Here is a 15903-nt window from a genome sequence, read left to right on the forward strand (position 1 = left end):
ATCTTATTCCCAACCGGGATTTTGAATCAATCCGTACTTTTTATTGATTTCAGCTACGGGGAATGGCAACAGATACCAATATTCATTCCAATAATATTTGATATCATCGCGCACACTTACATTGTATTCAAAATTTTTACCCGTTTTTGTAATCTCGAGCATTTCCATTGGACGCGCCGCCCACTCCGTTCCTTTCTTGTAGCGGGTCATATCAAAATAGCGGACATCTTCCTGCCCGAACTCACGCGCCCGTTCATCTAATAGATAGCTCAGTAATGCATCGCCCTGCGGGATTTCTGAAGCTGTTACCGGAGGTAATCCTGCCCGGGTATGTACTAAGTTGAGATAATCATAGGCTGTCATACCGAACTCATCCGCAGAATTAGCCCGCCCTAATTGGTTCATTGCCTCAGCCACACCTAAATAGATTTCTGGCATACGGATTAAAGGGCAGGAATAAGGCTTGCCTTTCATTTCATTTTTCTTGTCGCGGACAAACTTACGGAAGCCATAGCCATATTGGGTCTTTTGCTGTACCTTGCTTCCAGTTCCGTATCCTTCACGACCTCCTTTATAAACTTCGGCAGTACGCCCTTGCCATTTATCGCCATTTACAACCAGGTTCTCATACAAGCGTATATCCCGGGTAGGATTTCCCGCCGCATCGAAAAAAGGGTGTGCACGATGTTCCGGATTATTCCAATCGAACTTAGAACCGTCATGCCACTGAAACATATCCGCATAATTTCCACGCGGAGCCCCATAGCCGCCTTCATACATACGAAACGGCTTATCCACACCGTCATAAGTACCCCAACGAAAAGAAGCCATTACTACCTCCTGATTACCTTTTGTAAAATATCCGTTTACATAATCGGTTCGAGGGTCGCCCGTATTCTCTATCCGGTAATAATTGTCGTTTTCCTGGTTTATACGTAAAAAATCCTTTCCCGCTTTCAAAGCGTCTTCCCAACGGTTGTCCTGGTAATCTCCATACCATGTTAACAGTTCCGTAGCTGCCTGCCCGTCATAATATGCCTCCGTATTATTAAACAGGGGGCTGGCTACGAATAAAAGCAAACGGAATTTCAGCGCTTTGGCGGCAGCAGCCGTCATATGCCCGTATTCGTCCGCCGATGTATACCACGGCAAATCCGCAGCAGCCTCATCCAGCAATGCAACCGTTTTATTCACTGTTTCTTCCAAAGTCATACGGGGCAGTCGAAACATTTCCTCCGGCTTATATGCATGGTCAATCCATGGCATACCTCCATAAAAGCGAATCATCTGTACGTAATGACTGGCTATGACTACTTTCGCTTCTGCTTTTCGTATCCGTTTCTCATCATCGCTCATATCCGGAACCCTATCTACGTTTTCTATATAAACATAAGATTTCCGAATGCCATAGGTAGGATCGCCCACCACCTCTTCATGTGCTAACTGAAAAGGGAAATTTGCCGCTGAACTGGATGCATTGAAGGCACCATGTGTCCATGAAATACGCTGTGAATATCCCAAATCCGTATATCCGTCCAATATTTTGCCTTCCGGATGACATCCGTCCAAAGTCGGCATAAAGTCCCACAGGCTTTTATAAAACTGGTTCATGGCTTGGTCTGCATATTTCTTGGAAGCAAAGACTGTATCGATAGATACTTCATCGCTATTCGGCTTTTCCAGAAAATTATCACCGAATTTCAGGTCTTCACACCCGGTGGCCAAACCGGTCAATAATCCTAAAAATAATAATATCTTCGTTTTCATAGCAGTTATTTTAAAAAGTTACATTTACGCCTAAACTGAGAATTTTCATAATCGGATAAGTATTATCATCACGTGTCAATTCACCTTCCGGGTCGAACACCTTTAGTTTATCGAATGTTAACAAGTTATAACCGGTAAACTGAACGGATAACTTTGAAGCGCCGATTGCCTTCAATATTTTCTGGCTGGTAATATTATATCCTACTGTCAAGTTTTTCAATTTTATATAGGATGCATCTTTCAACCATACACGGGATGTTCCCAAATTGTTCGAACTCGAAATAGACAGACGCGGATATTCGGCTGTTGCTGCCGTCTCCGGCGTCCAACGTCCGTCTGCCATATATTGATAAAGTACCTGTCCTTGATAGAAGGGGCGCATATAGGCATTCGTCATATACATATCGCACTCTGCAACTCCCGTCCAATTCATCGAAGCAAAAAATCCTTTATATTCTCCACCAAAGTTCAAACCAAAGGTGTAAGCCGGACGTTTGGGATTTCCTATTTTCATCTGGTCATCATTATCAATCACATTGTCTCCGTTCAAATCCGCATACTTGATATCGCCCGGGTACCTTTTGCCTTGAGGCTGCGGTAAATCGGCACGCAACGTACCGTCCTCGTTAAAATCATCTTCATCATAAAACCCTTGCGCTACAAAACCGAAACGGGCTCCTACCTCATTGCCCGTTCTCCACATATAGGGTTCATTGGGTTCTACTTCATCTTGATAGATAATTTTATTTTTCGAATAAGAAACGTTCGCATTGATGTAATATGAGAAGTCTTTAATCCGGTCATTCCATTTCAAATCAATTTCATAGCCTTGATTATTTACTTTACCCATATTGACTACCGGTAGCAAACCGTCCATTGAAATTAGAGAAGGGATGGTAGAGCGCTGAATTAAAATATCCCGGCGATTTTCACGGAAATAATCAGCCGTCAGTTTCAAACGGTCATCAAAGAAATAAGCATCGATACCATAGTTCTGCTTTAGTGCCGTTTCCCAGGTAACATTGGGATTTCCCAATCGCAATTCTCTGGCGGCAGCCATATAAGCAGTATTCGTCAATCCGAATATATACCCGTTCTTATCCTGATATGTTTTTTCCAGCCATTCCGAATCATTGATAGAATAAGAGTCCGGCAGATAGAGAAAACGGTTGCTGGACATATTATCATTGCCTACTAATCCGACAGAAGCACGTATTTTCAGGTATGTCAGAAACTTGTTTTTGGGAAAGAAGTCTTCTTCTGTTATGATATACCCTATCGAACCTGCCGGAAACGTTCCGAAACGCTTATCAGGGGCAAAATTCTCGGAGCCGTTATGACCGATGTTAAACTCGGCCATATATTTGGATTTATAATCATAGGTTACACGACCTACCAAACCGACATAAGCTGTCGGCACATCCGTATATTGCTTAGGGTAGTATTTCTTGCTCTGATTGTACAATAATAAAGCACCTACACTATGTTCCCCAAATTCCCGGTTATAGCGGATGCTGCCTTCAACATACCAATCACGTCCACGGCTTTTACTTCCTTCACCGTAAGTTTTCATCATATTCTGTCCGGTTATCCGGTAAACTACGGTTTTATCGAAATCGGGGTCATTTATATCGAGACCGGAACCATCGACCTCCGACTTATAGTAGGGGGTATAGGTTTCAATATGCCCCCTGACTGTTCTGACATACGAATAATCCGTATTATACGAACCTTTTATATCGACAGAAAGCCCTTTTGTTATAAAATCCAATTTTTGGGTCAAATTCAGGTCGAATGTCATATTATTCGACACTTTCCGGTCATAACCGTAACCGTAGAACTTATCGAGAACCTGGTTATTCATTTCAATACCCGGAAAACGCGTACTTTGCACCATCACCTTTTTCCCATCGATAATTCCCGGAGAAGAAAAAGGCTGGGTCCAAGTAAACTGTTTCCAAATATCTCCGCTTTTACCCGGATCGCGTTGATTGCCGACAATACCGCCCATATTGAATTTCAAGGTTGTGGTACGGGTGAGGTTTACATCCAAATTGGCACGATAATTATACCGGGTATAATTGTAATTGTTGTTATAATCCAAGCCTTCCAGCTTTTTGAACAAACCGTTCTGATAGAGGAAACCCAATGAAACAAAATACCGGATATCCTTTGTTCCACCCGATATATTTACATTATGCTGAGTCTGGATAGCGACCTTGTTCATCATGTAATCATACCAGTTTATATTCGGATACATAATAGGATCGTCTCCCAAACGGAAACGCTCCAAATCATAAGGCTGAAAAGTCAACTGGTCTTCTGCAATTCCATCATTGCGCTGGGCTTCTGTATATAAAGAAGCGGTCGTATAACTGTCTGCCGTTTCTAACAAACGCGTAGGCATCTGGATACCGACATTGGAACTGACGGACACTTTTGTTTTACCTTCCTCACCCCGGCGGGTAGTTACCAGAATTACTCCATTTGCACCGCGTACACCGAATACGGCTGTAGCCGACGCATCTTTCAACACATTTATAGACTCTATTTCATTGGGGTCCATTTGGAAGAAAGAACGCTCTACCCCATCTACCAAAACAAGAGGAGCAGCTCCCCCTTCAGTCAGCGACCCAACGCCACGGACAAAAATTTTCGCATCATCAGCACCAGGTTGTCCGCTGGACTGCATGGACGAAACGCCCGGCAATTGTCCTGCCAAGGAATTGGCAATACTGGCACTTGGGGATTTTAACAATGCATCTGTTCCCACACTTGAAATCGCACCGGTTAATGTAGCTTTCTTTTGTACACCATAAGCCACCACAGTTACCTCATCCAGGCTCTGTACATTCTCCTGTAACTGTACATTGATACTTTTCTTGCCATTTACTTTAATTTCTTGAGATTCGTACCCTATAAACGATATTACCAAAACCGAACTTTCACTGGGCACCACAATAGTATAACGCCCGTCAACATCTGTAATTACGCCCTGGGAAGAGCCTTTCACCTGTATTGTAGCACCAATGACAGGCTCGCCATTTTCATCTGTAACGGTTCCGGTAATTTGCATATTCCGACTCTGCAAGGCTCCATATCCGCTCCACTCCTTATCGGGTACGGATTTGTCTCCCTGCCAATTATTACTAACCTCTGAAGAATAGCAGAAATTTCCCCATAAGGACGATCGAATGCATACGGCAACAAATAGAATTTTCCGCATGCGGCAATCAACAAAAATGTTTTTCATACTTTTTAATATTAAATTAACTGAATAAAAAGAAAACTGCCGTTATGATAAACAGCAAATTCCGATTACAAATAAATCAAAATAAAGGCAAACAGAGATTTAAATATGTAATAGGAAATTTCATTAGAGTTGATATAGATTTTAATATGGTTGAATATATTTTTAAATTCGTCTTATTTTTAACTAATTATTCAGAATCCTACTATTGTTTATGTAAAATACTGCTAAAAAACACATAAAGAGCAGAGAAGTAGTGCCGATTATTATTTAAGAGTAAATTGCTCATACCGGCCGATTAATATCATATACCATAAGTACATTATATATCAACATCTTATCCGTAACCCAGGTCAGTAACATCGTATAACCCAAACTCAGATTCAACAATATCAAAAGTTATCTAAACAAAATCACAAGTATAATATACTATAATAAAACATCTCTCAACACCATAAACCGCTGTTATCTTATCAAACCGTTATCTTTGCTAATCATAATCAACCCACTATTTAAAAATACTCGTTTACTATGAAAAGAAGACTTCTATCCTTAATTGCAGGAATCAGCTTATCTTTTACACTTTATGCACAAGGTAACTTCATTAACAAAGAGCATGGCTTCGTACACGGCATCTCCAAAGAATACGAATGGCCTACAGACCCGGAAGTTCTGAAAAAATTAGAGGAATGGCAAGACCTCAAATTCGGAATCATGTTCCACTGGGGGGTATATTCCGTACCCGGTATCTCCGAATCATGGGCATTATGTTCCGAAGACCGTTTTACAGCCCGTCGCAAGAAAATACTTCCGGGAGCCACTTATGGAGATTTTAAGAAATGGTATTGGGGATTGGCGGACTCTTTCAATCCGGTCAGGTTCGAACCGGCAGAATGGGCGGAAGTGATGAGAGATGCTGGGTTCAAATACCTAATCTTTACAACAAAGCATCATGACGGATTCTGCATGTTCGATTCTAAATATACCGATTACAGCATTGCAAAAGGTCCCTACAAAAATGGAAAGTACAGCAATGTAGCCTATCATGTATTCGATGCTTTCCGCAAACAAGGCTTTATGATTGGCGCTTACTTCTCCAAACCGGACTGGCATTGCGAGTATTACTGGGACCCTGCCCTCTCTACCCCTACCCGCAATCCCAATTACGACATTCGGAAATATCCCGAAACCTGGGCTAAATACCAGCAATATACAGCCAATCAGATTGATGAACTGATGTCCGACTATGGCCGGATAGACATTCTTTGGTTAGACAGCGGCTGGGTCAGAAAACCCGGACAAGATATTCAATTAGATGAAATCGTAGATAACGCCCGCAAAAAGCAGCCGGGACTGATTACCGTAGACCGGACTATCCCCGGAAGAAACGAAAACTACCAGACACCGGAATTAAGAATTCCCAAAACACAACTGGACCACCCGTGGGAAAGTAACATCACATTGACCAACACCTGGGGCTGGAATCCCAATCCTAAATATAAATCTGCAACCTGGATTATCAATACGCTGGCAGAGATTACAGCCAAAGGCGGCTGTTTTGCCCTGAACGTGGGCCCTACGGGTGAAGGGGTCATCGAGGAAGAAGTGCTCGTGAGACTGAGGCAGGTAGGAGAATGGCTAAAGAAAAACGGCTCTGCCATTTATGCCACCCGCATTACTCCTACCTATAACTACGGAAATGTATGGTTCACCGCCGACAAAGACAGCAAAACATTATATGCCATTTATGCACTTCCCGAGGGAGAAAAGCTTCCGGAATATATAGAATGGGAAGGTAATGAACCCAACGGAAGGATAACGCTGTTGCAAAATGGGAAACGAATGAAATACACGTGCAAAAACGGGAAAGTCAAAATCGTATTACCCCAAGGACTCAAAAACGAAGCGCTAGCATTCAGTTTCAAGGTAAAGAAATAACCAATCCGGTTTTCATGTTTCTACCGATAATGCTATTACCGGTCGTACAATCCGCAGTCTATTACCTGGCAGCTTAGATGTTTTCTCCGCAAGGGTTGAACAAAATTAAGACTTCATCGGACAAAATTAAAATATAATAAAGCATAATATAAGAGCTTTCTACATAATGAAGATTTATTCCGTAAATAATCTCTTACCTTTGCTATGAAATTAAACGTATGCCATTAGAAAAACATAATACATACAATCCGACACAAATGAAGAAGTTCTTATTATTATTCTCGATTACAGCATGGTGTATGGTAGCCGGCTGTTACAGCCAGATAGACTGGAAAGATTTTATGTCCCGGCAGGATATGGTTTGGACGCGTTTACCCCAGACATGGTACGAAGCGCCCTTTATGGGGAACGGCAGCATGGGAACTTACATCTGCAAGGAACCCGGCAAGAATGCCATACGGGTGGATGTAGGCAACAGTATGGTGCACGACCACCGCAAGGACGACAGAAGCATCTATGGCAGAGGCCGGCTGCTTATCGGTTATTTCCTGCTGCATCCCGCAGGAGAGATACAGTCCGGCAACATGAGGTTGGATTTATGGAACGCGGAAACCTCCGGATGTATCCGTACAGACCGGGGAGAGATAAAGCTACGTGCCTACGTTACCTCCGAAAGCCCCTACATCGTAGTCGAAGCGGAAGCCACGGAAGGCGAAAAAGGCTTCACCTGGAAATTCTATCCGGAGAAGGCGGACTCGCCGAGGCAATTGAATGCTATCCAGAAAAAGAACCGGAAGCACTTCAAAGAAAACTATGTATCGAACCCCGCACCGCAACTGGCTGCACACGGCGAGGTGAACTACTGCTGGCAACCCCTGCTTGCAGGCGGCGGTACTGCCACGGCATGGAAAGAAATACGCGAAGGCGATAAAAGCACTCTCATCATTACCAACGCTCACACATTTCCTGAAACCGATGCACTGCAAAAGGCGGAAGCGGCTGTGGCCAACCTGCAAAAGAGCGATTTGCCCGCCCTGCTGAAAGCTCACCGCGCCTGGTGGCACAATTATTACCCTCAAAGTTTCGTGAGCCTCCCCGACAAGAAAATGGAGAATTTCTACTGGGCGCAAATGTACAAAATGGCATCGGCCACACGTACCGGCGGCGGGCTAATGGACAACTGCGGCCCCTGGCTGGTTCCAACCCCATGGCCTAACGCCTGGTGGAACCTGAATGTGCAGTTGAGTTACTGGTCTGTATATGCTTCCAACCGGCTGGAACTGGGTATGCCGCTGGTCGATGCAATAGGCAACAACCTGGATAACCTGATAAATAATGTTCCCGAGGCTTACCGGAAAGATGCCGCCGCACTGCCCGTAGCCACCGATTTCAGCCTGACGGGAGAAACGGTGAACATCCCCGGCGGTAAAAAGAAAGCCCAGGTAGGAAACTTGCCGTGGATATGCCATAACCTCTGGCTGCAATACCGTTTCAGCATGGACGAGTCGATATTGAGAAACACCCTATTCCCCACCCTAAGGCGCGCCATTAACTTCTATTTTCCTTTCCTGGAAGAAGATGCGCAAGGCAGGCTGCACTTGAAGTGTACTTTCTCGCCCGAATACGGGATTGCCGAAGACTGCAACTACGACATCGCATTACTGCGCTGGGGATGCAACACGCTACTCGAGGCGACCCGGATTTTATCTATCGACGACGAGCTGATACCCAAGTGGAAACAGGTCATAGAAAGGCTGACCGACTATCCGCAGGACGAAAACGGAATGATGATAGGCAAGGATGTGCCTTTCAGCCGCTCGCACCGCCATTATTCGCACCTGCTGATGTTCTACCCGCTCTACTTGCTGAATGCCGAACAAAACGGCAGCAAGGAACTCATGGAAAAGTCCGTGGAACACTGGCACAGCCTGCCGGGTAATATCCTCGGATATACTTATACGGGGGCGTCCTCCCTGTATGCGGCATTCGGCGAAGGCGACAAGGCGCTGGAAAAACTGAACGGCCTATTCGCCCGCACCCTGCGCCCCAATACCATGTATATGGAAAGCGGCCCGGTAATCGAAACACCGTTGTCCGGCGCACAGTGCATACACGACATGTTGCTCCAGAGCTGGGGCGGGAAAATACGCGTGTTCCCCGCCGTACCTTCCCAGTGGGGAGATGTACAGTTCGAGGACTTAAGGACGGAGGGTGCATTCCTCGTATCTGCCAGCCGGAAAGACGGAAAGACAACCGCTATCCGCATCGAGAGCCTTGCCGGAGAGCCCTGCATACTGCGTACCGATATGACAAACCCGACGGTGAAAGCCGGTAACGCAACGCTTACTCCGGGAAAAGAAAAGGGAGAATACCTACTGGACTTAAAGAAAGGAGAGAGCATAGTACTGACTGCCGGAGGAAGTGCAATTCCCATTATAGCCCCCGTAGAAGGGAATGGGTGCAACTCTTTCGGACTGCAATGAATTTGAAACAAGATTATAATACCAACAAACCTATTAATTACATGAGACACATCTTTTTTATTCTGATTTGTGCGTTTGCCTGTTCGTTACAGGCGCAACCGGTCAACAAGGAGGTATTTCCATTGCTGAACCTGGACTATCCCGGCCTGGAGAAAGTGAAAGAACTTTATGGACAAGGAAAAGAGGAAGCAGCGGCACAAGCTCTATTGGACTATTATCGTAAACGCATAGGTATCGTCAATCCGGCTATCGATTTGCAGCATATTACAATCGGAAAACGCGAACAGCAATGGGCAGACGAGGCGCTGGAACACACTTTCTATGTGCACGACGGCTATCAGCCGGCGTTTAATTACGGAAAAGATATCAATTGGCAATACTGGCCGGTAAAGGACAACGAACTGCGTTGGCAGCTCCACCGCCACAAATGGTTCACCCCCATGGGAAAAGCCTATCGTTTGTCCGGTAACGAGAAATATGCCGAAGAATGGACTGCCCAATACCTCGACTGGATTAAGAAAAATCCGCTGGTGGAGATAGCCAAGGAAGAATATGAACTTGCCAGTACCGGCGAGGTGAAGGGGGAGGCGGAGAATGTGCGTTTCGCATGGCGTCCACTGGAAACCAGCCACCGCTTACAAGACCAAATCAACCAGTTCACACTCTTTATCAACTCTCCTTCGTTCACTCCGGCTTTCCTTACGGAGTTCCTGGTAAATTACCACAGGCATGCGGTACATATCCTCGGCAATTATTCCGACCAGGGTAACCACTTGCTGTTCGAGGCCCAGCGTATGCTGGCTGCCGGTGCTTTCTTCCCCGAATTCAAAGAGGCGGCGGTATGGAGAAAAAGCGGCATCGACATCCTGAACAGAGAAATCAAGGTACAGGTTTATCCCGACGGCGGCCAGTTCGAACTGGACTTGCATTATCACCTGGCCTGTATAGAAATATTCTGCAAAGCGCTGCGCATGGCAGATGTAAACGGATTCCGAAGTGAATTCCCCGCCCACTACATCGATACAATCGAGTCCATGATAATGTTCTATATGAATGTGTGTTACCCCGACTACACTAACCCTTGCTTTAGCGATGCCAAAAAGGGAGACCCGCAAACAGAACAGGCCAACTACAAGGAATGGCTCAAATTGTTCCCCGAAAATAAGCAGATACTTTACTTCGCCACCAATGGCAGGGAAGGGGAAGCACCGGCAAACCTTTCCAAAGGTTTCCTGAAATCGGGTTTCTTCACCTTCAGAAACGGCTGGAAAAAAGATGCGGTCGTAATGGTGGTAAAAGCCGGTCCCAAGGGCGAATGGCACTGCCAGCCGGATAACGGAACGTTCGAGCTGTGGTTCAACGGCAGGAATCTCTTCCCCGATTCCGGTTCGTACATATATGCCGGTGGTCCGGAAGTGATGAAGCTGCGCAATTGGTTTAGGCAGACTGCCGTGCACAACACACTGACCCTGGACAACAGAAACCTGGAAATCACGGAATCCGTAACCAGACTGTGGCAGCCGGAAGGAAATGTACAAATACTGGTTACGGAAAATCCCGGTTACAAAGGTCTGAACCACCGCCGCTCCGTATTCTTCGTAAACCGGCAGTACTTCGTAATTGTAGACGAAGCGACAGGAGATGCTACCGGAAGCATTAACCTGCATTATCAGTTATGCGACGGCAAGGTGAACATCAATCCCGAAACATATTCGCTTTCTTCCGACTTCACCGGTGACAGCCAGGTGAAACTACAATGTTTCGTACCCGAAAACACCACCTTGAAAAAGGAGGAGGGCTGGTACTCGGTAGCTTACCGCCAACGTACCGAACGCACTGCCGTTTCATTCAACACAGAGAAGAAAGGTAGGGAGAGCGTACGGTTCATAACGGTGATTTATCCCGCCAAGAGTACGGAAGAATTCCCCCGGATAGAAGCCGGGGTCAAGCATTGTGATGCCGACTCCATGGAAGTGGAGGTCAGCCTCGACGGAAAAAAACGAATTTTGAAATACCAACTATAATAAAAAACCGCATTATGACAAGAAACTATATGTACACACTCGTATTGGGCAGCCTGTTCATGCTGTTTCCTTTCGTAGCCCAGGCACAGGGCGCCTTGAAGGACTGGACGATAGAAGACCATTCCGGAGAAGTACAAATCATTACATCGGGCGATACGCTGGAGATTACATCTCCGAAAGGGCTTACCCTATGGTACAACCGGCGGCTTATGGGCGACTACGAAATAAGCTATCGCGTGAAGATGCTGATGCAAGGCGGAAAATACGACCGCCTCAGCGACCTGAACTGTTTCTGGGCAGCCAACGACCCGGAACATCCGGATAACCTATTTGCACGCAGCGAGTGGAGAAACGGTATTTTTCAACGTTATAAGACATTGAGCCTGCTTTATGTGGGGTATGGCGGAAACCACAACTCCACTACCCGCTTCCGCCGGTACTTTGCCAAAGCAGCGGACACCAGCGATGCGATAGCCCGCCCGGTTATCAAAGAATATACGGACAAAGCGCATCTGCTGCTGCCTAATAAGTGGTACTACATCCAAATCCGTGTGGAAAAGGGAGTTACGACCTACCGTATCAATGGTGAAGAATTGTTCCGGCTACCCGTAAAAGGCAATGAGGGAGACGGGTATTTCGGGCTGCGCCTGCTGGAAAACCATGTATTATTCACCGGTTTCCAGGTAAAGGATTTGAAGCAGGAATAAGGCGGCATCGCTTTCCGAAGGTATTGCTTTTGCCCGGGAAAGAGGGCGAAAGCAATACTTTTGTTTAAGAATATACAGAATTAAAACGGTATTCTACAAAAGTGACACACCTTTGAACCGTACCGAAGCTCCTTTCAACAATCCTGTACAAGAGATTGCGGGAAGGTTCGTATTTTTGCCGGTGAACGAAAACCACTAAATAATCAAGCATATGAAAAGAAACTCCCTGCTATTTGCAACCGCCCTGTTTATCGGTCTGACCGGTTGCAAGAACACACCGGCACAACAAGATGCCTGGATAAGCAATGCGCTCGACGTCGCCGCCTGTCAATTGAAATCAACCGCCGGGGAATTGTCCGGTACGGGCAAGCTGCCGCGCTCCATATATTCCGGCTACGACGTGAATTTTCTCGACGCCCAGTTACAGCGCGAAAACAAAAGCTACATCGACTCCCTGTATCCTAACCCGCCGGCACTGCAATTAGGCCAACGGCATCTTTGCGGCATTTACGACTGGACCAGCGGTTTCTTCCCCGGAAGCCTTTGGTATGCCTATGAAATGACCGGCGACGAGGAGCTGAAACAACGCGCTGTCGAATATACCAATATGCTGAACCCGGTACGGAAGCTGACAGGAACCCACGACATAGGGTTTATGATGAATTGCAGCTACGGCAACGCGCTCCGCCTTGCCCCCAACGACACCATAAAAGCCGTACTCGTGGAAACGGCGGACAATCTGTGCGCCCGTTTCAACCCGGAGATAGGCTGCATCCGCTCATGGGATTTCGGAGCATGGAACTTTCCCGTGATTATCGACAACATGATGAACCTGGATTTATTGTTCAACGCATCCAGGCTGACGGGAGACAACAAATACCGCGACATAGCCGTAAAGCATGCACAGACTACCATGAAGAACCATTTCCGCCCGGACTATACCTCATACCACGTGGTCAGCTACAACAATGACGGGAGCGTGGAGGTAAGACAGACCCACCAGGGCAAGAATGCGGAATCGGCCTGGTCGCGCGGACAGGCATGGGGAGTATACGGCTATACTTCCTGCTACCGCGAAACCCGGGATACCGCCTTTCTGCAAGAAGCCGTTCATATTGCGGACATGATTATAGAACGTGTAAAGACCGGAGACCTCATTCCTTACTGGGATTACGATGCCCCGGCGGGGGAAAAGACTCCACGCGACGCATCGGCTGCGGCTGTCACGGCCTCGGCATTCCTGGAGCTAAGCACTTTCGTTCCCGACGGCAAGAAATATTTCGATTACGCGGAGACTATCCTGAAAAATCTTTCCAGCCCCAGCTACCTGTCGGCCAAAGGCAGCAATCAAGGTTATGTGCTGATGCACTCCACCGGCTCGCTGCCGCACGGCTCCGAAATAGATGTGCCGCTGAATTATGCGGATTACTACTATCTGGAAGCCATGAAAAGGTATATAGATTTGAAAAACAAGCGTTAAAGGTTAGATAAAGGTTGTTTTTTGATTAACTTTGACGGACGGGGGTAACTGCTTATCCTCGTTCGCTGTTTAAACACATCCGATACATTATGCAAATGTCCGAAATAAAAAAACTGTTACTGGCGGGCGCCCTATCCTTAGCAGTTGCCTGCCCCTGTTTCTCCGCCAATGCAACCTGGAGGCATCTACTCGAACAGACCGTATCTTACGAGGAATTAGGAACGGCTATCCGCTACCGGCAAAGCTGGGTAGACTATCCCGGCTATACCGACCGGAACGCCTGGCAAGAGAAAGTAGACCCCGAAATCGGAAAGATTATCATCAGGAACGGCGAACGCGCCCTGAAGCACGAGTGGAAACCAGACCTCGCCTCGGACTACCTCGCTTTTAAGCGCACCGGCGAAATCCGTACCGGACGCGCCAACCACAAAGCCTTGCAAGCCCTGACTCTTGCCGAATTGGTGGAGGGGAAAGGGAGATTCATGGATGCTATCATAGACGGCGTCTGGTTTCTGTGCGAGACTTCCTGGATACACTCGGCGCACCTCGGCTTTCAGAAAGACCGTTCCGGATTGCCCGACAGGGATGAACCGACCATAGAGCTGGTCGTGGCGGACATCGGTGCGCAAATGGCATGGACGCACTATTTCCTGAAAGACGAATTCGACAAAGTGAGCCCGTTAATCAATAAGCGGATTGTGGAGGAAGTAAACAGAAACCTGATAGACCCTTATTTTGCACGGGACGATTACTGGTGGATGGGGTTCGGCGGCCAGCAGGTGAACAACTGGAATCCGTGGATTAACTACAACGTGCTGCAAGCGCTGATGCTGATAGAGAAGAACCCGGAACGCATCCGGCAGGGAGTATGGAAGCTGATGCGCTCTACGGATTTCTTTTTCAGCATGTACCACGACGACGGCGCCTGCGACGAGGGACCGACCTATTGGAGCGGCGCATCCGGCTATGCCTTGAAGTTCCTGGACTTGCTGGCTAAGGTGACGGGGAATAAGGTAAACATCTTCGACTCTCCCCTCCTGCGCAATATGGCGCAATACATCTACCGGGTACATATCGGCGGCAACCGTTTCGTAAACTTCGCCGACTCCGCTCCCAGGGTAAGCCCCAGCCCCGGCATACTCTACCAATACGGCAAGCTGACGGGCGATTCCGCCATGATGAAGTTCACCTCCTTCATGGCACGGCAGAACCGTAGCTTCGAAAACGGGGTGAACGGTTACTTCGCTTCCGCCCTAGACGAGCTGTTTATGTACAAAGAGATTACCGGTTATCCGCAAGGCGAGCCGTTGATAGGCACTCACTGGTTCAGGGACACCCAAATCTGCGTAGCCCGCGATGCCGAAGGGGAAAGCGGCGGCTTCTTCTTTGCGGCGAAGGGCGGACACAACCAGGAAAGCCATAACCACAACGATGTAGGTTCGTGCATACTCTACTACAATACCCTGCCGGTACTTATCGATGCGGGGGTAGGCACGTATACCCGGCAGACTTTCGGCCCGGAGCGGTATACGATATGGACCATGCAGTCCGATTACCACAACCTGCCCTCCATAAACGGAATGGCGCAGAAGAACGGCAAAGAGTTTGCGGCACACAGCCAGCAATACAAGGCCACTGCCAAAACCGTGTCTTACCAGGTAGACATAGCCCGGGCATATCCGAAAGAGGCGAACGTAAAAAGCTGGGTGCGCAACTATACGCTGCACAGGAAGAAGGATTTTACAATCACCGACAAATGGGAGTTGTCCGCTTACCGGAAGCCGAGTTCGCTGAACCTGATGACTTGCTGCGAGGTCGCAATGGACGGTAACGGGAATATTACGCTGACGGGCGATGCGGGTAGGTTCGGGCTGGAATACAACAAACACATCTTATCGGCCGAGATAGATACTATCGCGCTGACCGACCCGAAATTAATCGGTTCATGGGATAAGGAAAGGCTCACGCGCATCCGTTTTACAATAGCGCCGCAACAGACTGCGGGCGAGAGCAAACTGGTTATAAGGAAGTTATGATGATGCCCGTACATTTCGTACGGGCATAAAAAGGGATATTCAGTAAATGTCCCTAAAAATCAAGATGGCATATGAAGATGATAGAGCATACTCACTTCATATGCCATTTTTATAGTCCTATTCCTGTAATTTCTCACACAATCTTACCCTACAAGACATGACGCTCGGGAAGAAGTCTGAAGACATCTTCTGCCTCTGCCTGTAAAATCATATCATGC

The 15903-nt window shown here is 47.1% G+C and carries 8 protein-coding genes; 6 read left to right on the top strand and 2 right to left on the bottom strand.

Annotated elements, in window-relative coordinates; genetic code table 11:
• Positions 1 to 3 precede the first annotated feature (3 nt).
• Entirely contained in the window at positions 4 to 1767 is a 1764-nt protein-coding gene (locus C233_RS0105275) for a RagB/SusD family nutrient uptake outer membrane protein (RefSeq protein WP_025068632.1), read from the bottom strand.
• 10 nt (positions 1768 to 1777) lie between these two features.
• Entirely contained in the window at positions 1778 to 5020 is a 3243-nt protein-coding gene (locus C233_RS0105280; RefSeq protein WP_025068631.1) for a SusC/RagA family TonB-linked outer membrane protein, read from the bottom strand.
• A 528-nt stretch (positions 5021 to 5548) separates the two neighbouring features.
• Between C233_RS0105280 and C233_RS0105290 the strand changes: the two genes are divergently transcribed.
• The 6 genes from C233_RS0105290 to C233_RS0105320 all read left to right on the top strand — a co-directional run bounded on the left by C233_RS0105290 (position 5549) and on the right by C233_RS0105320 (position 15685).
• A complete protein-coding gene (locus tag C233_RS0105290; protein ID WP_018666462.1) occupies positions 5549 to 6955 on the top strand; it encodes an alpha-L-fucosidase in 1407 nt (468 codons plus the stop codon).
• Positions 6956 to 7212: 257 nt separating this feature from the next.
• On the top strand, positions 7213 to 9438 hold the full coding sequence (locus C233_RS0105295; RefSeq protein ID WP_025068629.1) for a glycosyl hydrolase family 95 catalytic domain-containing protein: 2226 nt from the start codon (positions 7213 to 7215) through the stop codon (positions 9436 to 9438).
• Between the two features lie 41 nt (positions 9439 to 9479).
• Complete coding sequence (gene hepC, locus C233_RS0105300; protein ID WP_051089630.1) at positions 9480 to 11462, top strand: heparin-sulfate lyase HepC; 1983 nt, start codon at positions 9480 to 9482, stop codon at positions 11460 to 11462.
• Positions 11463 to 11476: 14 nt separating this feature from the next.
• Positions 11477 to 12169: a DUF6250 domain-containing protein gene (locus C233_RS0105305; protein WP_025068628.1), complete on the top strand. Its 693-nt coding sequence runs from the start codon at positions 11477 to 11479 to the stop codon at positions 12167 to 12169.
• Between the two features lie 211 nt (positions 12170 to 12380).
• On the top strand, positions 12381 to 13649 hold the full coding sequence (locus C233_RS0105315; RefSeq protein WP_018666469.1) for a DUF4995 domain-containing protein: 1269 nt from the start codon (positions 12381 to 12383) through the stop codon (positions 13647 to 13649).
• Between the two features lie 95 nt (positions 13650 to 13744).
• Positions 13745 to 15685 carry a heparinase II/III domain-containing protein gene (locus tag C233_RS0105320; protein ID WP_018666471.1) on the top strand — a complete coding sequence of 647 codons (1941 nt, stop codon included), beginning with the start codon at positions 13745 to 13747 and terminating at the stop codon, positions 15683 to 15685.
• Positions 15686 to 15903 lie beyond the last annotated feature (218 nt).

This window comes from Bacteroides gallinarum DSM 18171 = JCM 13658 (assembly GCF_000374365.1).
GTDB classification, from domain to species: Bacteria; Bacteroidota; Bacteroidia; order Bacteroidales; family Bacteroidaceae; genus Bacteroides; species Bacteroides gallinarum.

Excerpts from the sequence above, each read along its gene's own strand:
- C233_RS0105275 (WP_025068632.1), bottom strand. The coding sequence starts at position 1,767 with ATGAAAACGAAGATATTATTATTTTTAGGATTATTGACCGGTTTGGCC.
- C233_RS0105295 (WP_025068629.1), top strand. The coding sequence starts at position 7,213 with ATGAAGAAGTTCTTATTATTATTCTCGATTACAGCATGGTGTATGGTA.
- C233_RS0105320 (WP_018666471.1), top strand. The coding sequence starts at position 13,745 with ATGTCCGAAATAAAAAAACTGTTACTGGCGGGCGCCCTATCCTTAGCA.
- C233_RS0105305 (WP_025068628.1), top strand. The coding sequence starts at position 11,477 with ATGACAAGAAACTATATGTACACACTCGTATTGGGCAGCCTGTTCATG.
- C233_RS0105280 (WP_025068631.1), bottom strand. The coding sequence starts at position 5,020 with ATGAAAAACATTTTTGTTGATTGCCGCATGCGGAAAATTCTATTTGTT.
- C233_RS0105315 (WP_018666469.1), top strand. The coding sequence starts at position 12,381 with ATGAAAAGAAACTCCCTGCTATTTGCAACCGCCCTGTTTATCGGTCTG.
- C233_RS0105290 (WP_018666462.1), top strand. The coding sequence starts at position 5,549 with ATGAAAAGAAGACTTCTATCCTTAATTGCAGGAATCAGCTTATCTTTT.
- hepC (WP_051089630.1), top strand. The coding sequence starts at position 9,480 with ATGAGACACATCTTTTTTATTCTGATTTGTGCGTTTGCCTGTTCGTTA.